17 protein-coding genes are annotated in these 21,909 nt (G+C 71.9%); 3 read left to right on the forward strand and 14 right to left on the reverse strand.

The features are described 5' to 3' along the window. Positions 1–57: 57 nt before the first annotated feature. Complete coding sequence (locus ABZX40_RS27235) at positions 58–3,282, reverse strand: metallophosphoesterase (RefSeq protein ID WP_355744026.1); 3,225 nt, start codon at positions 3,280–3,282, stop codon at positions 58–60. A gap of 219 nt (positions 3,283–3,501) precedes the next feature. Between ABZX40_RS27235 and ABZX40_RS27240 the strand changes: the two genes are divergently transcribed. Next, positions 3,502–4,158, forward strand: a complete 657-nt coding sequence (locus ABZX40_RS27240; protein WP_355744023.1) for an SLATT domain-containing protein — start codon at positions 3,502–3,504, stop codon at positions 4,156–4,158. A 165-nt stretch (positions 4,159–4,323) separates the two neighbouring features. On the opposite strand, the gene cimA is transcribed toward ABZX40_RS27240, so the two are convergent. From cimA to ABZX40_RS27280, 8 genes are all read right to left on the reverse strand, one after another. Beyond that, entirely contained in the window at positions 4,324–5,928 is a 1,605-nt protein-coding gene (gene cimA / locus ABZX40_RS27245) for a citramalate synthase (RefSeq protein ID WP_355744020.1), read from the reverse strand. A gap of 310 nt (positions 5,929–6,238) precedes the next feature. Further along, positions 6,239–7,492 (reverse strand): hypothetical protein, encoded by a 1,254-nt coding sequence (locus ABZX40_RS27250; RefSeq protein WP_355744017.1) that lies wholly within the window; start codon positions 7,490–7,492, stop codon positions 6,239–6,241. A 164-nt stretch (positions 7,493–7,656) separates the two neighbouring features. Further along, complete coding sequence (locus ABZX40_RS27255; protein WP_355744014.1) at positions 7,657–8,256, reverse strand: TetR/AcrR family transcriptional regulator; 600 nt, start codon at positions 8,254–8,256, stop codon at positions 7,657–7,659. A 26-nt stretch (positions 8,257–8,282) separates the two neighbouring features. Next, entirely contained in the window at positions 8,283–9,320 is a 1,038-nt protein-coding gene (locus ABZX40_RS27260) for an agmatine deiminase family protein (protein WP_355744011.1), read from the reverse strand. An 11-nt stretch (positions 9,321–9,331) separates the two neighbouring features. Next, on the reverse strand, positions 9,332–11,005 hold the full coding sequence (locus ABZX40_RS27265) for an urease subunit alpha (RefSeq protein ID WP_355744008.1): 1,674 nt from the start codon (positions 11,003–11,005) through the stop codon (positions 9,332–9,334). Then, a complete protein-coding gene (ureA, locus tag ABZX40_RS27270) occupies positions 11,002–11,742 on the reverse strand; it encodes an urease subunit gamma (RefSeq protein ID WP_355744005.1) in 741 nt (246 codons plus the stop codon). Before ureA ends, ABZX40_RS27265 begins: the two co-directional genes overlap by 4 nt. Positions 11,743–11,932: 190 nt before the next feature. Continuing rightward, positions 11,933–13,021 carry a branched-chain amino acid aminotransferase gene (locus ABZX40_RS27275; RefSeq protein ID WP_355744002.1) on the reverse strand — a complete coding sequence of 363 codons (1,089 nt, stop codon included), beginning with the start codon at positions 13,019–13,021 and terminating at the stop codon, positions 11,933–11,935. A gap of 262 nt (positions 13,022–13,283) precedes the next feature. After that, positions 13,284–14,327 (reverse strand): 3-isopropylmalate dehydrogenase, encoded by a 1,044-nt coding sequence (locus ABZX40_RS27280; protein WP_355743999.1) that lies wholly within the window; start codon positions 14,325–14,327, stop codon positions 13,284–13,286. Between the two features lie 141 nt (positions 14,328–14,468). Here ABZX40_RS27280 and ABZX40_RS27285 point away from each other — a divergent pair, with 141 nt between their 5' ends. Beyond that, on the forward strand, positions 14,469–16,010 hold the full coding sequence (locus ABZX40_RS27285) for a metallophosphoesterase family protein (RefSeq protein WP_355743996.1): 1,542 nt from the start codon (positions 14,469–14,471) through the stop codon (positions 16,008–16,010). A gap of 12 nt (positions 16,011–16,022) precedes the next feature. Here the strand turns inward: ABZX40_RS27285 and ABZX40_RS27290 are convergent, their stop codons facing one another. The 4 genes from ABZX40_RS27290 to ABZX40_RS27305 form a co-directional block, all read right to left on the reverse strand. Then, entirely contained in the window at positions 16,023–16,154 is a 132-nt protein-coding gene (locus ABZX40_RS27290) for a hypothetical protein (protein ID WP_355743993.1), read from the reverse strand. Between the two features lie 265 nt (positions 16,155–16,419). After that, positions 16,420–16,968: an aminoglycoside 2'-N-acetyltransferase gene (locus tag ABZX40_RS27295; RefSeq protein ID WP_355743990.1), complete on the reverse strand. Its 549-nt coding sequence runs from the start codon at positions 16,966–16,968 to the stop codon at positions 16,420–16,422. Positions 16,969–17,126: 158 nt separating this feature from the next. Further along, complete coding sequence (pruA, locus tag ABZX40_RS27300; protein WP_355743987.1) at positions 17,127–18,758, reverse strand: L-glutamate gamma-semialdehyde dehydrogenase; 1,632 nt, start codon at positions 18,756–18,758, stop codon at positions 17,127–17,129. A gap of 170 nt (positions 18,759–18,928) precedes the next feature. Beyond that, positions 18,929–19,855: a proline dehydrogenase family protein gene (locus tag ABZX40_RS27305; RefSeq protein WP_355743984.1), complete on the reverse strand. Its 927-nt coding sequence runs from the start codon at positions 19,853–19,855 to the stop codon at positions 18,929–18,931. Positions 19,856–20,121: 266 nt separating this feature from the next. On the opposite strand from ABZX40_RS27305, the gene ABZX40_RS27310 reads away from it, so the two are divergent. Further along, the gene (locus ABZX40_RS27310) at positions 20,122–21,267 is read left to right on the forward strand and encodes a helix-turn-helix domain-containing protein (RefSeq protein ID WP_355744122.1); all 1,146 of its coding nucleotides are present in this window, start codon (positions 20,122–20,124) and stop codon (positions 21,265–21,267) included. 4 nt (positions 21,268–21,271) lie between these two features. On the opposite strand, the gene ABZX40_RS27315 is transcribed toward ABZX40_RS27310, so the two are convergent. Beyond that, positions 21,272–21,853: a TetR/AcrR family transcriptional regulator gene (locus tag ABZX40_RS27315; RefSeq protein ID WP_355743981.1), complete on the reverse strand. Its 582-nt coding sequence runs from the start codon at positions 21,851–21,853 to the stop codon at positions 21,272–21,274. Positions 21,854–21,909 lie beyond the last annotated feature (56 nt).

A 21,909-nucleotide genomic window follows, 5' to 3' on the forward strand; every position in this document is an offset into this window, starting at 1 on the left:
TGAATAGCCAGGAATCAGGCATTCGGGTGCTGCTCTTCGGCCGGTCCGGAGGGCGGTTCACAGGCTGGGGGAGATGGCGTACTCGTCGCCGCGCTGGAGGGACTGGAGGCGGCGCTGGCGCATGCCCTGGATGATGTGGTTGAAGTGCTGGGTGCGGGCCGGTCCGGGCGGGACCTCCTTGCGGTGCAGGGCTATGTCGCACAGCAGGCTCTCCAGCGCGCCCAGCTCGTCCTTGCCCAGATCGGGCTGGAGATAGCTGGTGAAGGCGAACAGCCGCAGGATCTCGCCGATCACCTCCCGCTCGCCGTGCCGCTTGATCACGGCCGAGGCGTGCCTGACCCAGTCCCGGTCGCCCATGTGCCGCATCAGCAGCACCGCCATCAGGGCCTGTCCCGGCTGTGCGACGAAAGCGGCGTCGCCGAGCGCCTCGCCGGTCAGCCGGGACAGCTTGCCGCTGGCCAGCACCTGGGACAGCGCCCAGTAGGAGGACAGGATCGGCGAGTACAGCTCGACCCGGCCCATGAAGCTCTCGAACTCCTCCTCGCCGATCTCCTGCCGGTCCAGGACCTCGGCGAGGGAGTCTCGGAAGATGCTGCGGCCGTCGCGGTCGCTCCACTCGGCGGCCATCAGCGCGGCCCGCACCCCGTAGCCGTTCAGACAGAGCCTGAGGGTCTCGTTCTTCAGCTCCAGATTGCGCACCAGTTCGCTGCTGCGCAGCACATCGGCGAGGAGATCGAGGGCCTCGACGTACGCCTCGAACTCGGTGGGGTTGAAGCCCGCGCCCTGACGCTGGTCCTGGGCGAGCGTCTGCATGGCGTCGGCCTGGTCCTGGAGGTCGTCCATCATCACCCGGAAGTCGCCGGGGACCTGGGCCGGCGGGGCGGACTCATAGGCCAGGTCGGCGGGGAAGAAGTCGTCCAGGGCGGCCTTGGCGTCCTCCAGCCAGCCCTCCTTGGTGGCGAGCACGGAGAACGGGTCGCTGCCGCCGTCGCCGAGGCGTTCGCGCAGCGCCCGGAAGCCCTGGGCGGTGGTGCTCAGCAGATCGGCGTCGTTGCGGCGCAGGGCGGCGGTGTGCCGGATGACCTGGGCGTGGCGCTGGGGGGTGGCCAGCACCAGGTCCTTCAGCTCGGTGGACTGGTCCAGCCGGTAGGCGGCGAGCAGCGGGCGGATCATCGGCTGGCAGAAGTGGATGGTGCCGTCCCGCTCGGTGAGCAGCCGCTTGGCTATCAGCGCGTCCAGCACGGCCCCGGGCGGCTCGGACCAGCCGAGGCCCTTGAAGTAGTCCAGCAGGAACTGCTCGGCGTCGATCCGGGGCAGGGAGTCCTGCCCGGTGAGCATCAGATGCTCATTGACGCAGGCGACGATGTCCCGCAGGGCGAGGAAGTCGAGTTCGAAGCGGCGGTCGACCCGGGGGTCGTCCCGGCCCAGCAGCAGCCCGAGGTAGGACTCCAGGATGGCGGTGCTGTTGGCGCCGGTGGTCCAGTCGCGCTGTCCGGCGGTGGACAGCAGCGCGGCCAGCATCACCGGGGTGCGGGGCAGTCCGCCGCGGGCCAGCAGATCGAGCATGGCGTTGACATCGGCCTCGGACTCGTCGGGCCGCAGCAGCCGTACCAGCGCGCGCAGCTCCCGGCGCCCGAACGGGCCGAGATGGCGGATCCGGGCGGGGCACTCCTCGGCGGTCATGGCGTCGGAGACCCGGTGGTGGGCGGTGGTGCGGCAGCCCAGGAAGGCGAGGTGGTCCGGGTGCTGGGTGAGGAACTTCAGCAGATGCCGCAGCCGTTTCTCGGAGCGGGGGTCGATGTTGTCGACGGCGAGGGCGAGGCGGGGCAGCGGGTCGCGCCGGCCGAGGGCGATACCGGCCCCGGCGAGCTGGCGGCGGATCTCCTTCTCGACCCCGCTGGGCCCGTTCTCGACGGCCGTGAAGTCGATGACGACGGGCACGTACTGGGGGTCGCCCCGGTAGGCGGAGTGGGCGAGCCACTGGAGGGTGCTGGTGAGTCCGGTGTACTCGTCGCCGACGATCAGGAAGTGGCGGTGCTCGGCGAGGCTCTCGATCAGTTCGTCGGCGCCGACCCGGCCCTCGTCCAGGTTCTCCAGCGCCATCCACTGGTCGACGCTCATCCGCAGCAGCACGGGGGGCACGAGCAGCCCCTCCATCGGCAGTTGCTCCCGCTCGGGCCCGAGGATCAGGCTCCGCTCGCGGACGGCGTCCACCAGGGTCTCGGCGGCCAGGTCGGCGGGCGAGAGGGGGGCGGGGGGCTCCGGTGCAGCGGCGGAACCGGGGGTGGTGGGGGCGGAGCCGGTGGTGGACGTGGTGGGGGCGCCCGGTGCCGCGAAGTCGATGTCGAGCCGGCCCTCGGCGACCGCGTTGACGCCGGTGTCGAAGGCGTCCCGCTCGTCGTAGTAGCTGCGGATGTGCACGGTGTAGGCGCGCGGGGCCCGCAGGGCGCGGACGTCGATGACGCTGTAGGCGTTGAGGTAGTTCCGCCACTGGAACAGGGACCCGGCGGCGCTGTGCATCAGGCTGCCGGTACGGCCCGCGATCCCGGCCGGGTCGACCACATGGACATGGCCGGTGCACAGCACGTCGAACCGGCCCAGCTCGCGGCGGACGTCGGCGCGGTCGAACTCGGCGAGCCAGTCGACGGGGTGGTGCATCGCGGCGAGCTTGAGATCGGCGTCGCCGAGCCGGTCGACGGCCTGGGTGAGCTGCCGGTCGCCGACGATGAGGTGGGCCCGGTCGGCGTCGTCCCCGGCGCCGGTGGCCCGCCAGCAGGAGGTGAGGGAGGCGGCGGCGACCTCGGCGGCGCCGACGGTGAAGCGGTGCAGGGTGATCAGCGGGGAGAGGCGCTCGACCGCGGTCCCGGCGTAGTAGGCGTCGCTGAACTCCACCCAGGCGGCCAGCCGGTCGAGCTGGGCCGGCAGGTCCCCGCGGTCGAGGAAGGCGTTGACCTGGTCGCGGTCGGTGAGCCGGGCGAGCAGTCCGGCCTCCTGGTACTCGTCGATCCGGGAGATGTCGACATCGTGGTTGCCGGGCGCGAGGATCATCCGCTCCCGGTCCAGGCCGAGCGCCTCCTGCAAGGGGTCGAGGAGCAGCTCGCGGGCCTGGGCGAACTGCTCGGGCTTGCCGCCGAAGGCCAGATCGCCGCTGAAGACCACGCAGTCGACCGGTGTGTCCGCGTGCTGTTCGGCCACATCCGTGAGGAAGGCCCGCAGCACCTTTTTCTGGTCGGTCTGCCAGTCGCCTCTGGCGTGCAGATCACTGATGTGGACGATGCGCACGGAACACCCCCGGCTTGCCTGTGACGCGAAACAGCTTATGCGGGCCATTGCCCCTCCGGAGGGGGTGTCAAGCACCCCGGACCACCTCAACTGCCTATGCCGGACGCACTTCTTGACGACGTGTGAGACAGGGCCGCGAGTGGCGCATACCATGCCCCAAGCACTGGATCGGCCGGGAGGACAGGAACGGGCATGCCGAGGAGACGCAAGGTGGCGGACATGACGGTGTCCGAACTCACCGAACTGGACCGGACGCGTTCCCGGCCGGAGGTGCTGTGGGAGCTGTTCAAGCAGGCGGAGGCGGAGGTCACCACGGCGATCGGCTGGTACCTGGGGCGGCGCCGGGCCCCCTCGCGCTGGTCGCGCTCGCTGCGCGCGCTCGCCGGGCTGCTCGGGATCGTCGGGACGCTCACCCCGCTGGTGCACGCGGCGGACCCGACGCTGCTCCAGCCGGAGTGGGGCTTCGTGTTCCTCGCGGCGGGCGCGGGGTGTGTGCTGTTCGACCGGATCTTCGGCTTCTCGGCGTCCTGGACGCGGTACATACGGACCGAGATAGCGCTCCAGCAGGTGCTGAAGAAGGCGCAGTCGGACTTCACGCAGGCGTATCTGCGCAGCGGTGACACCCCGAGCGAGAAGGAGCAGGCGGCGCTGCTGCTGGTGATCGAGCGGCTGCGGGGGGACGCGCAGCGGATCATGGAGGAGGAGAGCGCGACGTGGATCGGGTACCTCTCCGACAGCATGGAGGAGCTGACGCGGTCGACGGCTTCGGGGGCGGCGGCCCAGCGGTCCGCTGGCGCGGGGCTTTTCCGGCTGGATCGGGTTCCCGGGCGGGACCGGGGACCCGAGGTCCCGCGGTCCCGGGATTCGGCGATGTAGGGGTGGGTGGGGTGCGTTGCCGGGTGCGGGTGGTCTGTGGCTGGTCGCGCAGTTCCTCCCCCAGAGGGGGTACCCCCAGCGCCCCTTTGAGGCACGTTGCCCGCAAGGGCCTTTAGGGGCGCGGGGAACTGCGCGAACGAGCCCCACCGGCCCGCACCCGCACCACTACCTCGCCGGTGTCACACCCGCCCGCAGCAACCCGTACGTATACGCATCCTCCAGCGCCTGCCAGCTCGCGGCGATGACGTTCTCCGCCACCCCCACCGTCGACCACTCCCCCGTCCCGTCCGTCGTGGAGATCAGGACGCGGGTCGTGGACTGGGTGCCGTGGACGCCCTCCAGGATGCGGACCTTGTAGTCGACCAGCTCCAGCTTGGCGAGCTGGGGGTAGATCTTCTCCAGCGCCACCCGCAGCGCCCGGTCGAGCGCGTTGACCGGCCCGTTGCCCTCAGCCGTGGCGACGATCCGCTCCCCCTTGGCCCACAGCTTCACCGTGGCCTCGTTGGCGTGGGTGCCGTCGGGGCGGTCCTCCACGATCGCCCGCCAGGACTCGACCTGGAAGTAGGACAGCGGGGCGCCCTCGACCTCGGCGCGCAGCAGCAGCTCGAAGGAGGCGTCGGCGGCCTCGTAGGTGTAGCCCTTGAGCTCGTGTTCCTTGACCCGCTCGACGACCCGGCCGACGAGGTCGCGGTCGCCGCCGAGGTCGATGCCGAGTTCCTTGCCCTTCAGCTCGATGGAGGCGCGGCCGGCCATGTCGGAGACGAGCATCCGCATGGTGTTGCCGACCTGCTCGGGGTCGATGTGCTGGTAGAGGTCCGGGTCGACCTTGATCGCGGAGGCGTGCAGCCCGGCCTTGTGGGCGAACGCGGAGACCCCGACGTAGGGCTGGTGGGTGGACGGGGTGAGGTTGACCACTTCGGCGATGGCGTGCGAGATCCGGGTCATGTCCCGCAGCCGGCCCTCGGGCAGGACCCGCTTGCCGTACTTCAGCTCCAGCGCGGCGACCACCGGGAACAGATTGGCGTTGCCGACCCGCTCGCCGTAGCCGTTGGCGGTGCACTGGACATGGGTGGCGCCCGCGTCGACGGCGGCGAGGGTGTTGGCGACCGCGCAGCCGGTGTCGTCCTGGGCGTGGATGCCGAGCCGGGCGCCGGTGTCGGCGAGGACGGTGGTGACGACGGCCTGGATCTGGGCGGGGAGCATGCCGCCGTTGGTGTCGCAGAGGATGACGACCTCGGCGCCGGCCTCGGCGGCGGTCCGGACGACGGCCTTGGCGTACTCGGCGTTGGCCCGGTAGCCGTCGAAGAAGTGCTCGCAGTCGACGAAGACCCGGCGGCCCTGCGCGCGCAGATGGGAGACCGTGTCGCGGACCATCTCCAGGTTCTCGTCCAGGGTGGTGCGCAGGGCCAGCTCGACATGGCGGTCGTGGGACTTGGCGACCAGGGTGATCACCGGGGCGCCGGACTCCAGCAGGGCCCGGACCTGGGGGTCCTCGGCGGCCCTGGCACCGGCCCGGCGGGTGGCGCCGAAGGCGACGAGCTGGGCGTGGCGGAAGGTGATCTCCTGCCGGGCGCGGGCGAAGAACTCGGTGTCGCGGGGGTTGGCGCCGGGCCAGCCGCCCTCGATGAAGCCGACGCCGAAGTCGTCCAGGTGCCGTGCGATGGCCAGCTTGTCGGCGACGGTGAGGTTGATGCCCTCCCGCTGCGCACCGTCGCGCAGAGTGGTGTCGAAGACATGGAACGAGTCGTCGCGCTCGCTGGTTTCCGTCATGGTTCAAGGCTCCTGAGGTGATGATCGCGGTCTGTACCGGAATGACCGGCTCCACCGTCCCCCTATGATCCCTCGCGCTCCGCCACCGGCTGCGGGTGGGCCAGAAATGCGAAAAACCTCTCGCGGGTGCGAGAGGTCTGCGCGCGGGTCGAGAACGACGGTGGCCACCTGTACGTGGTCGTACGAGGCGGTCACTGCGGACCGGCGCGCCTGCTGCCAATAATCGTGGCGAACGAGAACACGGGGGCAGTCTGGCACAGACCGTCCCCGTGCTCACCGTGTGTCTCAGGATGCGGTCAGCGCGTGGCCGTCACGGCCGCACCACAAAGCCGTCGCCCTCCCCATTGGTGTCGCCGGTGACCAGGCGGGACGAGGAGGAGAACAGACCGAGCACCCGGCCCCGGGCGGCGAAGTCGGTGGCGGCCGAGTAGCCCTCGGTGAGCGCCCCGCCGCCGAGGTCCCCGGTGGCCCGTACGGTCCGCCCGGCGCCGCCGAGATCACGAACGTAGACGTTGTCGGCGGTCGTGCCGTCCGGGCGCTCGGTCTCCCGGGTGTAGGCCAGCCTGCGGCCGTCGGCGCTGAGGACGCCCGCGCCGAGCCCGCCGGTGCCCTCGTGGGTGATCCAGCGGGTGGTGCCGGTCCGGGTGTCGTGCAGATACAGCTCCCAGGTGTACTCCGGCGCCCCGGGCACCACCCGGTCGTCGAAGGAGCCGTACGCCACCCGGCCGCCGTCCGCCGACAGGGACAGGCCCGCCGGGCCGCCGCCGGTCTGCTCGCCCTCCGGGGTGAGATTGAGCTGGCGCTGCTCACCGGTGCGCAGATCGGCCAGCCAGAGCTGACCCGGGCCGCCGCGCGGATGGCGCTGGATGTAGGCGGCGTGGGTGCCGTCGGCGCTGAGCCGCAGGTTCTGGACGTACCAGTCGGCGGGCAGCCGGTCGCTGATGGTGCGCCGCTCGCCGGTCACCCGGTCGGTGACATAGGCGCGGGTCTGGTGCGGGGCGTCGCCGCCCTCGACCCGGTGCGCCTGCGCGGTGAAGGCGACCAGCCGGCCGTCGGCGGACAGATCGAGGCTGTCGGAGACGGCGGCCGATCCCCCGTCGGCGGCTCCACTGACCCGCTCGGTCGTCCCGGTCCGCCGGTCGCGCACATACACGTCGTCGCTGTACGGGGTCTGCGGCACCGGCCAGTCGACCAGGTTCGACGCCCGGGAGACGAAGGCCACGTACCGGCCGTCGCCGCTGATCCGCGCGGAGTGGGCGGCGGCGTCGGCGGGGGTGCCGTCGGATGCCGCGCTGACCCGCTCGACGGTCCCGCGCCGCAGATCCCGGACGAGGACATCGGGCGCCTCGTTGGTGTCGCCGGGCACCGCGTCGGCGGCGTAGGAGGCGAAGGCGGCGTAGCGGCCGTCGGCGCTGAGGCGGGGGCCGTCCGACGCCCCGGTGAGCTGGCCGCCGGTGGCCGACAGCGTGATCCGCTCGGTGAGCGGTGCCGGGGCGGCCGTGGCGGTCGTCGCCGTCAGGGCCACCACCGTTGTCGCGAGCATCCCGACCGGCAGTGCGCGCATGCGTGTGAGCACAGTTCCCCCTGTGTTCTTTTCCCCGTTGTTCCCCGTGGGCGCGTGGTCGTCGCGCCCCCGTTCATGGTCGGCAACGAGGCAACCGCACCACCCGGCGCGCGGTCAATCATCCGCAACGCGTACAACCTGGACCGGAGTTCAGGGGTCGGGGGTCACTCCGGCCGGGTCAGCGACTCGTCCAGGAACTCCCCGACATGGCCGAGAATCGTCCCCCGGTCGGCGCCGCGCAGTCCGATGGCGACCTGGATCGAGAAGCCGTCGAGCAGAGCCCGCAGCCGGGCCGCGAACCGGTCCGGGTCGACAGCCCGGAACTCACCGCGCGAGACGCCCTCCGCCAGCAGCGCCACCAGGTCCCGGTGCCAGGCGCCCTCGATCGCCGCCTGCCGGTCGCGGGCGTCGGCGGGGGCGTTCTGCGAGCGGTTCCAGACCTCCAACCAGAGCGTCCAGTGCGGGTCGCGGGGACCGTCGGGGACGTAGAGGTCGACGTAGGCGTCGAGCCGGGCGCGGGCCGGGGCCTCGCGGGTGAGCAGCCGGGAGCGCTCGGCGCCGAGCCGGCCCTCGCTCCACTCCAGGGTGCGCAGCAGCAGTTCGTCCTTGGAGCCGAAGTAGTAGAGCAGATGCCCGCTGCTCATCCGGACCTCGGCGCCGAGCGCCACCATGGTCAGCTTCTCCAGACCGCGCGCGGCGATCATCTCCATGGCGGCGGAGAGGACGTCCTCGCGGGGCGGGGCCTGTCTGCGCCCACCGGCCATGTCCGGCCCTCCTCGCTCGCTGCTCGCTAGACCTTCGGCTGCTGCTGGGTGACGCAGTGGATACCGCCGCCGCCCGCGAAGATCGTACGGGCGTCGACCAGGGTGATCGCGCGCTCGGGGAAGAGGCGGCCGAAGAGCGCGGCGGCCTCCGTGTCGCGCGGGTCGTCGAAGGCGCAGAGGACGACCCCGCCGTTGCAGAGGTAGTGGTTGATGTAGGAGAAGTCGGCCCAGTGGCCGTCCGCCTCCAGGGTGGTCGGCGCGGGCACCCCGACCACCTCCAGGGGCCGTCCGGCGGCATCGGTGGCGGCCCGCAGGATGCCGATGACCTCGCGGCTGACCTCGAAGTCCGGGTGGGCGGGGTCGGTCTGGTGGTGGGCGACGACCACCCCGGGGCGGGCGAACGCGGCGACGATGTCGACATGGCCGAGCGTGCCGTACCCGTACGGGGGATAGTCGGCGGTGAGGCCGCGCGGGAGCCAGATCGCCTTGCGGGTGCCGAGCAGGCCGTGGATCTCGGTCTCGACCTCCTCGCGGGTCCAGCCGGGATTGCGCTCGGGGCCGAGCTGGACGGTCTCGGTCAGCAGGACCGTGCCCTCGCCGTCGACATGGATCGCCCCGCCCTCGTTGACCAGCCGCGAGGCGTACGTACGGGCCCCGGCGAGGTCGGCGACCTGGGCGCCGATCTTCGCGTCGTGCTCCCAGCGGGCCCAGTGCTGGGCGCCCCAGCCGTTGAACGTCCAGTCCACGGCGGCGAGTTCGCCGCGTCCGTTCGTCAGGAAGGTCGGGCCGATGTCCCGCATCCAGGCGTCGTCCAGCTCGCGTTCGACGGTCTCCACCTCCGGGCCGAGCAGCGCCCGCGCCCCCGCCGACTGGCCGGGCCCGCACACCACCGTCACCGGCTCGAAGCGGCGGACGGCTCGGGCGACCGCCACCCAGGCGATCCGGGCGGCGGCGAGGTCGTCCGGGGTGTCGAAGGTGGGGTTGGGGCCGGGCCAGGCCATCCAGGTGCGTTCGTGCGCGGTCCACTCGGCGGGCATCCGGAAGCCGTCGGCGGCAGCAGACATGGGGGCGGTCCTCACAGGAAGTACAGACGGTTGAGGGAGACGGAGTCGGCGGGCGCCGAGCGGATCGGCTCGCCGTCCAGGGTGACCAGGCCGGTGCGCTGGTCGACGTCGACGGCCCCGGTACGGGAGTTGCGCCGCAGGTCGGCCGGGCCGATACCGCGGGTGTGGCGGACCGCGACCCGGCGGCGCCGGGTGGGCATCCGGTCGGCGCCCAGATCGAGGGCGGCCCGTGCGACGAACGCCACGGACAGTTCGGCCGGGGCGGCGCCGTACGCGCCGAAGAGCGGGCCGAGGACGAGGGGTTCGCTGGTGTCGGTGGCGGCGTTGGGGTCGCCGGTCACGCCGTAGGCCGGGAAGCCCGCCTTCAGGACGAGCTGCGGTTTGGCGCCGAAGTACTCCGGCCGCCAGAGCACCAGGTCGGCGAGTTTGCCGGTCTCGATGGAGCCGACCTCGTGGGCGAGGCCGTGGGCGAGGGCCGGGTTGATGGTCAGCTTGGCGATGTACCGCAGGACCCGCTCGTTGTCGTGCCCGTCGTCCGGGGCGCCGAACTCGGCCTTCATCTTCCCGGCCATGGCGAACGTCCGCCGCACGGTCTCCCCGGCGCGGCCCATGCCCTGGGCGTCGGAGGAGGTGATGCCGATGGCGCCCAGGTCGTGCAGTACGTCCTCGGCGCCCATGGTCCCGGCGCGGATCCGGTCCCGGGCCATGGCGGCGTCGCCGGGCAGGTCGGTCTTGAGGTCGTGGACGGAGACGATCATCCCGTAGTGCTCGGCGACGGCATCCCGGCCGAAGGGCAGGGTGGGGTTGGTGGACGAGCCGATGACATTGGGGACGCCCGCCATCTTCAGCACGTTCGGGACGTGTCCGCCGCCGCAGCCCTCGATGTGGAAGGCGTGGATGGTCCGCCCTTCGAGCACCTTGAGGGTGTCCTCGACGGACAGGCACTCATTGAGCCCGTCGCTGTGCAGCGCGACCTGGACGTCATGCTCCTCGGCGACGCGCAGCGCGGTGTCCAGGGCCCGGGTGTGCGCCCCCATGTCCTCGTGCACCTTGAACCCGGACGCCCCGCCCTCGGCGAGCGCCTCGATCAGCGGGGCCGGGTCGGAGGACGAACCCCGGCCCAGAAAGCCGATGTTGACGGGCCAGGCGTCGAAGGCGCCGAAGGCGTGTTTCAGCGCCCAGGGCGAGTTGACCCCGACGCCCCAGACCGGCCCGAACTCCTGCCCGATGATGGTGGTGACGCCGGACGCGAGCGACGCCTCCATGATCCGGGGCGAGAGCAGATGCACATGGGTGTCGACGGCCCCGGCGGTGGCGATCAGCCCCTCGCCGGACACGATGGTCGTACCGGTGCCCACGACCACGTCCACGCCGTCGAGGGTGTCGGGGTTCCCGGCCCGCCCGATGGCCGAGATCCGCCCCTCGCGGATCCCGATGGACACCTTGCGGATCCCGAGCACGGCGTCGATCACGACGACATTGCTGATCACCACATCGCAGGTGTCCCGCACCGCGGCGGCCTTCAGATGCAGCCCGTCCCGCGCGGTCTTCCCGAACCCGGCGAGGAACTCGTCCCCGGGCCGCTGGGAGTCGTCCTCGACCCGGATCACCAGCCCCGAGTCCCCGAGCCGGATCCGGTCCCCGGCACGCGGGCCATGGGTGGCGGCGTACTCGTACGGATTCATCGCCCGACCCCCGGTTCCGCTCCCGGCTCCACTCCCAGATATCCGCAGGCGGCGGCCCTGCGCAGGGCCTCCTCCTTCGCGCCGGGCGCGTCCAGCGCCCCGTCGACCAGCCCGGCGAAGCCGATGGCGATCCGCGCGCCGCCGATCGGCAGCAGCCCGACCTCCACGCTCTCCCCCGGCCCGAACCGCACCGACGACCCGGCGGGCACCGCGAGCCGCATCCCGTAGGCCGTCTCCCGGGCGAAGTCCAGGCGGGGGTTGGCCTCGAAGAAGTGGAAGTGGGAGGTGACGGAGACCGGCACGGTCGCGGTGTTGGTGACGGTGAGCCGGACGACCGCCTCCGGCTCGGAGTGCCCGGCGTACTCGGAGTGCTCGGAGTGCCCGGCGTGTTCCGGCCCCGGCAGCAGCGCGCCCGGCGCCTCCTCCCCCAGTCCGCCGCCGATCGGGTCGGAGACCACGGCCAGCCGGGACCCGTCCTCGAAGACGGCCTCGACCTGCACCTCGGTGACGACATCGGCGACGCCCGGCAGCACGTCCCCGGGCCCGAGGACAGCGCGGGCCCGCTCGACCGCCTCGGCCAGCCGCACCCCGTCCCGGGCGGCCTCGCAGACGGTGTCGGCGATCAGGGCGGTGGCCTCGGGGACGTTCAGCCGCAGCCCGCGGGCCCGGCGGGCGCGCGCCAGCTCGGCGGCACCGAAGAGCAGCAGCCGGTCGCGTTCGGTGGGGGTGAGTCTCATGGCGGGGTACCTCCTCGGCTGCCCAGGTTAGAGCATTGCTCTAAAGATGGGGAGGGGTATTGACCTGTGTATCTACCCATTCGCGAGGGATGGGTTTGAACGATGCTCAAAATGGTGGGCGCAGCAAAAAGAGGCCCGCTCCCGTCACGGAAGGTGACAGGAGCGGGCCTCTCGGGGAGCGCCGGGCGGGCTAGCCCAGCGGGTGCATCCAGCCGTGGGTGTCCTGCGCCGTGCCGCGCTGGATGTCCAGCAGGGCGCTGCGCAGCCGCAGGGTCACCTCGCCGGGCTCACCGCCGCCGTGCTGCCACTCGCCGCTAGCCCGCTTGACCGTGCCGACCGGGGTGATGACGGCGGCCGTGCCGCAGGCGAAGACCTCGGTGAGGGCGCCGCTCTCGGTGTCCCGTCGCCACTCCTCCAGGGAGATCCGGCGCTCCTCGGCGGTGTAGCCGAGGTCGCGGGCGACGGTGAGCAGGGAGTCACGGGTGACGCCCTCCAGGATGGAGCCGGTGAGGGTGGGGGTGACGATCCGGTCGCCGTGGACGAAGTAGAGGTTCATGCCGCCGAGTTCCTCGACCCAGGTGTGCTCGACCGCGTCGAGGTAGCAGACCTGGTCGCAGCCGTGGGCGGCGGCCTCGGCCTGGGCGAGCAGGGAGGCGGCGTAGTTGCCGCCGGTCTTGGCGTCGCCCATGCCGCCGGGGACGGCGCGGACCCGGTCCTCGGAGACCCAGATGGAGACCGGCTTGACCCCGCCGGGGAAGTAGGCGCCGGCCGGGGAGGCGATGACCAGGAAGAGGTACTCGCTCGACGGGCGCACCCCGAGCCCCACCTCGGTGGCGATCATGAAGGGGCGCAGATAGAGGGACTCCTCGCCGCCGTGGGCGGGGACCCAGTCCTTGTCCTGCTTGACCAGGGCGTCGCAGGCGGCGACAAAGGTCTCGACCGGGAGTTCGGGCATGGCGAGACGGCGGGCCGAGCGCTGGAAGCGCAGCGCGTTCTGGTCGGGGCGGAAGGTGGCGACCGAGCCGTCGGGGCGGCGGTACGCCTTGAGTCCCTCGAAGATCTCCTGCGCGTAGTGCAGCACCGCGGTGGCCGGGTCGAGCGAGATCGGCGCGTACGGGACGAGCTGTCCGTCGTGCCAGCCGCGGCCCTCGGTCCACTTGATGGTGACCATGTGGTCGGTGAAGTGGCGACCGAAGCCGGGGCTGGCCAGGATCGCCTCGCGCTCGGCCGCGGAGAGGGGGGCGGCGGAGGGCTTGAGCTCGATCGTGGGCGTCGTCATGAGTGGGGTCCTTTGCTTCCTGGCAGGGGCGGGGCAGCTCCGGTCGGCCGAGGTTCGGGGGGTGTCCGGCCGTCATTAGTAGGACGTCCGAGCATCACCTCGTGGCACGGTCGCTTGTCCGATTATCGCCCGGAGGTGGGGGCGGAAGAAACGGGGTGAAGCGGCCCAGGGGCGATGGTGGCACCCCACGGGGGCAGACGAAAGCCGCCGGGCGCTGCTGCGACCCGGCGGCCTGGTTCGAGTGATCGAGCAGACCGTGGGGTCAGCCGGTCACCCGTACGGCGAGCGCGTCGCCGATCTCGGCGGTGGAGCGGGCGGGCTTGCCGACCCGGTCGGCGAGGTCGGCGGCAACCGCCTCCTCGATCCGGGCGGCCTCGGCCTCGTGGCCGAGGTGGCGCAGCAGCAGGGCGACCGAGAGCACCGTGGCGCTGGGGTCGGCCTTGCCCTGGCCGGCGATGTCCGGGGCGGAGCCGTGCACCGGCTCGAACATGGAGGGGAAGTCGCCGCTCGGGTTGATGTTCCCGCTGGCGGCGACGCCGATGCCGCCGGAGACGGCCGCGGCGAGGTCGGTGATGATGTCGCCGAAGAGGTTGTCGGTGACGATGACGTCGAAGCGCTCGGGCTGGGTGACCAGATAGATGGTGGCCGCGTCGACATGCATGTACTCGGTGGTGACCTCGGGGAACTCCCCGGCCACCCGGTTGAAGACATCGGTCCACAGATGACCGGCGAAGGTCAGCACATTGTTCTTGTGGATCAGGGCGAGCTTCTTGCGCGGGCGGGCCTGGGCGCGGGCGAAGGCGTCCCGGACGACGCGCTCGACACCGAACGCCGTGTTGACGGAGACCTCGGTGGCGACCTCGTGCGGGGTGCCCTTGCGGATGGTGCCGCCGTTGCCGGTGTACGGGCCCTCGGTGCCCTCGCGGACCACCACGAAGTCGATGGCGGGCTCGCCCGCGAGCGGGGTGGCCACGCCGGGGAGCAGCTTGCTCGGCCGCAGATTGACATGGTGGTCGAAGGCGAAGCGGAGCTTCAGCAGGAAGCCGCGCTCCAGGACGCCGGACGGCACGGAGGGGTCGCCGATGGCGCCGAGCAGAATGGCGTCGTGCTGCTTGAGGGCGTCGAGGTCGGCGTCGGTGAGGGTCTCACCGGTGGCGCGGTAGCGCCGGGCGCCGAAGTCGTACTCCTTGGTCTCCAGCTTCACATCCTGCGGAAGGACGGCGGAGAGGACCTTCAGGCCCTCGGTCACGACTTCCTGGCCGATGCCGTCACCGGGGATCACTGCGAGATTGATGCTGCGAGACATGCGGGCACCCTACCCCTCGTCCCATGGGATGACACAAGACGTCCGGGATACGGACAGCGGGGCGGGTGTTCCGGCCATCCGTCACCGCCCGTTCACCCCGATGCGTTGCGGCCGTCGGCCGGCGCTGGGAACTTCACCGCCATGGAGATCCCCGACTTCGGCATCCCGCCCCGGCAGGCCGCCCGGCTGAGCATGGCGGAGCAGCACGCGTATCTGCGGGCCCGGCTCTCCCGGCGCCGGGCGCTGGTGACGGCGGGCATGGTGGCGGGCGGTCTGGTCACCGGCTGCGGCGGCGGTGCCCCGGGCCGGGACAGCGCGTCCCGGGCTCCGGGTGCGTCCGTCGTCCCCTTCGGCCGCCATCTCGCGCTGGGCGACGATCCGCGCACCGGGATGCGGATCTCCTGGCAGGTCCCGGCCGCGGTGCGCGGACCGTATCTCCGGCTGGGCACCCGCCCGGACGACCTGGGCGGGCGGACGAGGGCCGAGGTACGCCCCCTGAACACCCCGGAACTGAAGGGGATCCGGGCCGCGGTCGAGCAGTACTACGTCCACGCGTCCCTCACCGGTCTGCTCCCCGGCACCACCTACTACTACGGCGTCGGCCACGAGGGCCACGACCCGGCCGACCCCGCCCACCGCGCCACCATCAGCAGCTTCCGCACCGCCCCCGCCACCCCTGCCTCCTTCACCTTCACCGCGTTCGGCGACCAGGGTGTGGGCGAGGCCGCCGCCGCGAACGGCCGGGTGCTGCTGGCCGCCGAACCCGCCTTCCATCTCCACGCCGGTGACCTCTGCTACGCCAACCCGACCGGCCGGGGCACGGCCGAGGACACCTACGACGCCACGCACTGGGACCTGTTCCTGAAGCAGAACGAGCCGGTGGCGCGGTCGGTGCCCTGGATGGTGACGACGGGCAACCACGACATGGAGGCGTGGTACTCCCCCGACGGCTACGGCGGCCATCTGGCCCGCTTCTCCCTCCCCGGCACCGGCTTCGACCCGCGCTCGGCGCCGGGGGTGTACTCCTTCGTCTACGGCAATGTCGGGGTGATCGCCCTGGACGCCAACGATGTGTCGTACGAGATCCCGGCGAACCTCGGCTGCACCGACGGCCGGCAGACGGCGTGGCTGGCGCGGCGGCTGTCGGAGCTGCGGGCGTCCGAGGAGGTCGAGTTCGTGGTGGTCTTCTTCCACCACTGCGCCTACTCCACCTCCTCGCACGGCTCGGACGGCGGGGTGCGCGCGGAGTGGCTGCCGCTGTTCGCCGAGCACCGGGTGGATCTGGTGATCAACGGCCACAACCATGTCTACGAGCGGACCGACGCGATCCGGGACGGCGAGGTCGGCCGGGCGGTGCCCATCGGCGGCCGGACGGACCCGGCCCGGGACGGGATCGTGTACGTCACCGCGGGCGGCGGCGGCAAGGATCTGTACGGCTTCCCGGCGGGCACCCCGGAGAGCTACGCCGGGCGGGTCCGCGACACCGAGTCGGTGCCCTCGATCCGCTGGACGCGGTCACGGGACACCCCGCAGGAGCGGGTGGAGTGGTCGCGGGTGCGGTACCGGGGCTTCTCGCTGCTGTCGGTGACGGCCCACGCGGGCGCCTCGCCCCGCCTGGAGGTGACGGCGCTGAACCAGAAGGGCGAGCGCATCGACGCCTTCGAGGTACGGCGGGGCGGATAGGGGGAGCCGGGCTCAGTGCCCGGTCTGGCCGCCGTTGTCGCGGCGGTCGAGGGCGCGCTGGAGGGCCGCGGCGGCGTTCTTGCGGTCCGACTCGGTGGTGCGGGAGTGGTGACGGACGCGGCGGCGTGCGGTCGTCTCGGCCATGGGGGATCGACTCCTTGAGAAGTGCGGGAGCACGGAGGTGAGTGCGAGACGCCGGAGGGCGGGGAGCGTCGGCCACAGGGGTTGCCTGTACGGGGCCGGCTCACGACCGCCATTCGCTGGATCGAGCGATTCGTTCGGCTCCTACCAAGCTAAGGGAGCGAACCGCCGCTGTCTCCACAGTTACTCGGACTTCCTACTATCTGAGACGGAACGATCGATCACCCGTCTCCGACCTGCGCCTTCTCGCCCCGCCGCCCGGTGTGGACTAGAGCACATCCCCGTCCCGCCAGTCGAAGACCAGGCCGTCGTCCGCGCCGTCCGCGCCCCCGGAGCCGTCCACCCGGCCCCAGACGAAGATCGCGCCCTCCTCCTCCCGGAACCGGACCACCCCGTCCGGCCCCGCCGCGCTGATCCGCCCGCCCCAGACCCGCCAGCCCCGGCCCGCGTACAGCAGCGCCCCGTCGTCGCTCGCCCCCAGCGCCCCGAAGTCGTAGGCGCGGTCGATGACGCCCTCCAGCGCGCCCATGATCCGCCCGCCCAGCCCGGTCCGCCGCGCGTCCCGGCGTACCGCGACCCCCTCGACGTACCCCACCCGGCACCAGCGCCCACCCGCGAGCACCCGCCGCATCACCACCGCCCCGTGCGCCACCGGCCCCCGCTCGTCCACCACCAGGGCATGCAGTCCGCCCAGGGTGTGGTCCCAGTCCTCGGCGGTGAGGTCCCCGTCGAAGGCGTCGGTCAGCAGGGCATGGACGGCGGTCCGTTCCACTGGGGTGAGCCCGGCGGTGTGGACGAGGCGTACGGCTGCGGTCATCCCTCCAGTCTGGCGCTCGGGGGATCCGGGTTCCATCGCCTTTGACCGGCCCGCGGAATCTCCTCCGCCCGGAAAAGGACCGGGCCGCCGCTTCCCGGGGGGTGGGGAGCGGCGGCCCGGTGGGTCGGGCCGAGGGGAAGTCGGCCCGTGTCGGGAGGTCAGCCCATGTGGGGGTAGGTGTAGTCGGTCGGCGGGACGAGGGTCTCCTTGATGGCGCGGGTCAGGGTCCAGCGCATCAGGTTCTGGGGGGCGCCCGCCTTGTCGTCGGTGCCGGAGGCCCGGCCGCCGCCGAAGGGCTGCTGGCCGACGACCGCGCCGGTCGACTTGTCGTTGATGTAGAAGTTGCCGGCCGCGTAGCGCAGCTTGTCCATGGTGTGCGCGGTGGCCGCGCGGTCGGTGGAGATCACCGAGCCGGTGAGGGCGTAGTCGGAGACCGACTCCATCTGCTCCAGCATCTCCTCGTACGCCTCGTCCTCGTAGACGTGCACGGCGAGGATCGGGCCGAAGTACTCGGTGCGGAAGATCTCGTTCTCCGGGTCGGAGCACTCGATGACGGTCGGGCGGACGAAGTAGCCGACCGAGTCGTCGTAGGAGCCGCCCGCGACGATCGTGCAGGTCGGGTCCTGCTTGGCGCGGTCGATGGCGGCCTTGTTCTTGGCGAAGGCGCGGTCGTCGATGAGGGCGCCGAGGAAGTTGGCGAGGTCGGTGACATCGCCCATGGTGAGGTAGTCGACCTCGGCCGCGAACTCCTCCCTGAAGCCGGAGTTCCAGATGGAGGCCGGGATGTAGGCGCGGGAGGTGGCGCTGCACTTCTGGCCCTGGTACTCGAAGGCGCCCCGGGTCAGCGCGGTCTTGAGGACGGCCGTGTCGGCGCTCGGGTGGGCGACGACGAAGTCCTTGCCGCCGGTCTCGCCGACGATCCTCGGGTAGGAGCGGTACTTCTCGATGTTGGCGCCGACCGTCTTCCACAGGTACTGGAAGGTCCTGGTCGAGCCGGTGAAGTGGATCCCGGCGAGGTCGCGGTGTTCGAGGGCGACCTCGGAGACCGCGATGCCGTCGCCGGTGACCAGGTTGATGACGCCCTTGGGCAGCCCGGCCTCCTCCAGCAGCCGCAGCAGCAGCACGGCGGCATGGGTCTGCGTCGGGGACGGCTTCCAGACCACGACATTGCCCATCAGGGCGGGCGCGGTGGGCAGATTGCCGGCGATGGCCGTGAAGTTGAACGGCGTGATCGCGTAGACGAAGCCCTCCAGCGGGCGGTGGTCGAGGCGGTTCCAGACGCCGGGCGAGTTCGCCGGGGGCTGCTCGGCCAGGATCTGGCGGGCGTAGGCGACATTGAACCGCCAGAAGTCGATCAGCTCGCAGGGGGTGTCGATCTCGGCCTGCTGGGCGGTCTTGGACTGGCCGAGCATGGTGGAGGCGGCCAGCGTCTCGCGCCAGGGGCCGGAGAGCAGCTCGGCGGCGCGCAGGATGATCGCGGCGCGGTCGTCGAAGGACATCGCCCGCCAGGCGGGGGCGGCGGCGAGGGCCGCGTCGATGGCGTCCTGGGCGTCCTGGTGCGTGGCGTTGCGGTAGGTGCCGAGCACCGCCTTGTGGTGGTGCGGCTGGACGACCTGGACGGCGTCGCCGCCGCCCATCCGGCGCTCGCCGCCGATGGTCATCGTCAGTTCGAGCGGGTTCTCGGCCAGTTCCTTGAGCTTGACCTCCAGCCGGGCGCGCTCGGGCGAGCCGGGGGCGTAGCCGTGCACCGGCTCGTTGACGGGGGTGGGGACCTGGGTCACAGCGTCCATGAGATCCGTAACTCCTTGTACGTGAGCGGGTGCGGGGGCTAGCCCTTGGTGATCATGCTGCGGGCGAAGAACCGCAGGTTGGCCGGCTTCTCCGCCAGTCGCCGCATGCTGTGTCGGCCCGGGGGACAACCCCCGGACCCCCGGCCGTGGTCTGGTGCGTGCGTCATCTCTCAGCCTCGGGTCAGCATGCTGCGGGCGAAGAACCGCAGGTTGGCCGGCTTCTCGGCCAGCCTGCGCATGAAGTAGCCGTACCAATCGGTGCCGTACGCCGTGTAGACGCGCATCCGGTGGCCCTCGGCGGCCAGGCGCAGATGTTCCTCGCCGCGGATGCCGTACAGCATCTGGAACTCGTACTCGTCGGGCTTGCGTCCGGCCCGGTGGGCGAGTTCCTGGGCGATGGAGATCAGCCGGGGGTCGTGGGACCCGATCATCGGGTACCCCTCGCCCTCCATCAGAGTCCGCAGGATCCGGACGTACGCCTTGTCGATCTCGCGCCGGTGCTGGTGGGCGACCTCGGCGGGCTCCTTGTAGGCGCCCTTGACCAGCCGGACCCGGCTGCCGGCGGCGGCCAGCCGGCGGGCGTCGGCCTCGGTGCGGAAGAGATACGCCTGGATGACGCAGCCGGTCTGCGGGTGGTCGGCGCGCAGTTCCTCGTGGATGGCGAACATCGAGTCGAGGGTGGTGTGGTCCTCGGCGTCCAGGGTGACGGTGGTGCCGATCCCGGCGGCGCGCTCCACGACGGGGCGGACGTTCGCGAGGGCGAGGTCGTGCCCGCCGGGCAGCGCCTGCCCGAACATCGACAGCTTGACCGACATCTCGACACGGTCGCCGAGACCCAGCGGGGTGAGCCGGTCGATCAGCTCCAGATAGGCGTCCCGGGCGGCGGTGGCCTGCCCCGGGGTGGTGATGTCCTCGCCGACCACGTCCATGGTCAGCTCCAGGCCCTGCCCGGTCAGCCGCTCGACGATCGGCACGATGTCGTCGACGCTCTCGCCGGGGATGAACCGGTCCACCACCTGCTTGGTGACCGGCGCGGCCGAGATCAGCCGGCGCATCCGGTCGCTGCGCGACGCGGCGAGAATCACGGGACCCAGCACGGGGCACCTCCACACAACACACACTCAACAGACGGCCGTCTCCCGGCTCCGGGTACGGCACGGGGAACCACCGTGAAACCTAGGGATCCCCTCGATCGTGGGCCATCGACAGCTGTCACGCATCCGTGCCGCAGATCTCAGACAGATGTATGAAGGCCGCCCGGAAATACGGCAGAATGCCCAGGGTGACACCGGAGTACGCGGACCATCGCGGCGACCATCGGGAGCATCGGGACCCTCACGACCACCGGGGCGACTACCAGGAACTGGTCGACGAGCTGTCCGAGCTGCTCGGCGCCCCCGCCACCCTGGAGAACCGCGACTTCGAACTGATCGCGTTCGGCGCCTACGACAGCGAGCAGGACCTCGACCCGTCCGCGCTGGACCCGGTCCGCACCCGCTCGATCGTCACCCGGCGCTCCACCGCCGCCGTCCGCGCCTGGTTCGAGAGCTTCGGCATCACCCGGGCGACCGGCCCGGTCCGGATCCCGCCGACACCGGAGGCCGGGGTGAACCGGGGACGGATCTGCCTCCCGGTACGCCATCGGGGTGTCGTCCTCGGCTATGTCTGGCTCCTGGACACCGACCCGGGCCCCTCCGACGCCCGGCTGACGGCGGCGATGGAGGTGGCCGGCCGGATCGGCGCGCTGTTCGCCGACGAGGCCCAGTACGGCGCCGACCTCACCCGGGAACTGCGCGCGGTGCTGACCGCCGAACGCGACTGGCAGCACGACATGGCGGTGGCGGAACTGCGTACCGCCCTCGGCACCCGGGCCACCGGCCCGCACACCCTGCTCTGTGTGGCCCCCTGGCCGTCCGCCGACCCCGACGACGCCCCCTCGGTCCGCACCCTCCCGGGCGCCGCGGCCCGCTGCACCATCCCCTGGGGCACCTCCGCCCAGTCCCTCGCGGTCCTGGTCCGGCTGCGGACGGCGGAGAACCTGGGCCCGGCGGTGTCGGCGGCGACCCGGCTGCTGGACCGCCCGGCCCACGAGCGGCGCCCGGCGGCCGGGATCGCCGCCGCCCACACCGGACTGGCCGAGCTGGGCCGGGCCTGGCGCCAGGCGACGGCCGCCGCCCGCGCCGCGCTCGCCGAACCCCGGTTCGGCCCGGTCGCCGACTGGACCTCGATCGGCCCGTACCGGCTGCTGACGGCGCTGCCCCCGGACGCCGCCCGCGACCCGGCCGTGGCGGCGCTGCTGGCTCCGGCCCACCGCGATCTCGTCCGCACCGCCGAGACCTATCTCGACCGCGCGGGCCAGGCCGCCCGGACGGCGGCGGAGCTGGGCATCCACCGCCAGACCCTCTACTACCGGCTGTCCCGGGTGGAGCAGCTGACCGGCCTCGACCTGGACGACGGCGAGGACCGGCTGCTCCTGCACATGGCCCTCAAGGCCCGCCGCCTCATCTGAGCCCCTACGGCTTGCCCTGCGCCGCCGCGATCAGCGACCGCATCCCCGCGGTCAGCTCGTCCGCCGTCGGTGCCGTCTTGGGGTCGAAGGCCCACTGGGCGATGAGGCCGGTCATCAGCGTCGAGTAGAGCTTGCCGAGGGTGTCGACCTGGTCGTCGGGGAAGTCCTCCTCGGGCAGGCCCAGCAGCATCCCCATCAGCCCGCGACCGGCCTGGCTCTGTGCCTCGGCGAGCCGGTCGCGCAGTTCGGGCATCCGGTCGCCCATGGTCAGCACCTCCATGCTGAGCCGCCAGACCGAACCGGGGCCCATGGTGGCGATGATGCCGGACCAGACCTCGCCGAACCGTTCGAGCGAGCCGGGCGGAGTGGCGAACTCCCCGCTCTCCGGCCCGAACGCGTCGCCCTGCTCCCCCACCAGCGACACATACGCCTGGGCGAGCAGCGCGTCCTTCGAGCCGTAGTGGTAACCGATGGAGGCGAGGTTGGCCCCGGACTCCTTGACGATGTCGCGCGCGGTGGTACGCGCGAAGCCCTTCTCCAGCAGACAGCGCTTGGCGCCTTCGAGCAGATCCTCACGGTGACCCATGCGGCCATGGTAGCGCGGTCCATATACAACCGTCTTAAACAACCGTACTAGACATT

This window comes from Streptomyces sp. NPDC004610 (genome assembly GCF_040609715.1).
GTDB lineage: Bacteria > Actinomycetota > Actinomycetes > Streptomycetales > Streptomycetaceae > Streptomyces.

What these genes read in the sequence shown, in the direction of transcription:
- pruA (WP_355743987.1), bottom strand. Translation starts at nt 18,758, where the DNA reads ATGGACGCTGTGACCCAGGTCCCCACCCCCGTCAACGAGCCGGTGCAC.
- ABZX40_RS27240 (WP_355744023.1), top strand. Translation starts at nt 3,502, where the DNA reads ATGACGGTGTCCGAACTCACCGAACTGGACCGGACGCGTTCCCGGCCG.
- ABZX40_RS27275 (WP_355744002.1), bottom strand. Translation starts at nt 13,021, where the DNA reads ATGACGACGCCCACGATCGAGCTCAAGCCCTCCGCCGCCCCCCTCTCC.
- ureA (WP_355744005.1), bottom strand. Translation starts at nt 11,742, where the DNA reads ATGAGACTCACCCCCACCGAACGCGACCGGCTGCTGCTCTTCGGTGCC.
- ABZX40_RS27315 (WP_355743981.1), bottom strand. Translation starts at nt 21,853, where the DNA reads ATGGGTCACCGTGAGGATCTGCTCGAAGGCGCCAAGCGCTGTCTGCTG.
- ABZX40_RS27255 (WP_355744014.1), bottom strand. Translation starts at nt 8,256, where the DNA reads ATGGCCGGTGGGCGCAGACAGGCCCCGCCCCGCGAGGACGTCCTCTCC.
- ABZX40_RS27250 (WP_355744017.1), bottom strand. Translation starts at nt 7,492, where the DNA reads ATGCGCGCACTGCCGGTCGGGATGCTCGCGACAACGGTGGTGGCCCTG.
- ABZX40_RS27290 (WP_355743993.1), bottom strand. Translation starts at nt 16,154, where the DNA reads ATGGCCGAGACGACCGCACGCCGCCGCGTCCGTCACCACTCCCGCACC.
- ABZX40_RS27285 (WP_355743996.1), top strand. Translation starts at nt 14,469, where the DNA reads ATGGAGATCCCCGACTTCGGCATCCCGCCCCGGCAGGCCGCCCGGCTG.
- ABZX40_RS27265 (WP_355744008.1), bottom strand. Translation starts at nt 11,005, where the DNA reads ATGAATCCGTACGAGTACGCCGCCACCCATGGCCCGCGTGCCGGGGAC.
- cimA (WP_355744020.1), bottom strand. Translation starts at nt 5,928, where the DNA reads ATGACGGAAACCAGCGAGCGCGACGACTCGTTCCATGTCTTCGACACC.
- ABZX40_RS27295 (WP_355743990.1), bottom strand. Translation starts at nt 16,968, where the DNA reads ATGACCGCAGCCGTACGCCTCGTCCACACCGCCGGGCTCACCCCAGTG.
- ABZX40_RS27260 (WP_355744011.1), bottom strand. Translation starts at nt 9,320, where the DNA reads ATGTCTGCTGCCGCCGACGGCTTCCGGATGCCCGCCGAGTGGACCGCG.
- ABZX40_RS27280 (WP_355743999.1), bottom strand. Translation starts at nt 14,327, where the DNA reads ATGTCTCGCAGCATCAATCTCGCAGTGATCCCCGGTGACGGCATCGGC.